The organism is Pseudomonas psychrophila, from assembly GCF_001043005.1.
Classification (GTDB): Bacteria; Pseudomonadota; Gammaproteobacteria; order Pseudomonadales; family Pseudomonadaceae; genus Aquipseudomonas; species Aquipseudomonas psychrophila.
Genome location: NZ_JYKZ01000092.1, coordinates 1 through 562, shown reverse-complemented (window position 1 = coordinate 562; position 562 = coordinate 1). Strand labels below are relative to the sequence as shown.

Here is a 562-nt window from a genome sequence, read left to right as displayed (position 1 = left end):
GCCTTCGACCGGGAAGCACGTCTCGACGCGCTTATCGAGGTTGCGCTCCATCCAGTCCGCGCTCGACAGGAACATCTGCTCTTCGCCGCCATTGAGGAAGTAGAAGACCCGCGTGTGCTCCAGAAAGCGGCCAATGATCGAGCGCACATGAATATTGTGCGAAACCCCGGGAATGCCCGGACGCAAACAGCACATCCCACGTACCACCAGGTCGATACGGACTCCGGACTGGCTGGCCTTGTACAGGGCGCGAATAATCTTCGGGTCGGTCAGGGAGTTGAACTTGGCGATGATGTGCGCCGGCTTGCCCTCAGACGCGAACTGGGTTTCGCGGGCAATCATGTCGAGCATGCCTTTCTTCAGGGTAAACGGCGCATGCAGCAGCTTTTTCATGCGCAACGTTTTGCCCATGCCGATCAACTGGCTGAACAGTTTGCCTACGTCCTCACACAATGCATCATCCGAGGTCAGCAAGCTGTAGTCGGTATAAAGCTTGGCGTTGCCGGCGTGATAGTTACCGGTACCCAAGTGAGCGTAACGCACAATTTCGCCGGCCTCGCGG

1 pseudogene is annotated in these 562 nt (G+C 57.7%); it reads right to left on the bottom strand.

Annotated features, from left to right (window positions below):
* Positions 1-562: pseudogene (locus TU76_RS24235) on the bottom strand (polyphosphate kinase 1); the annotation flags it as partial.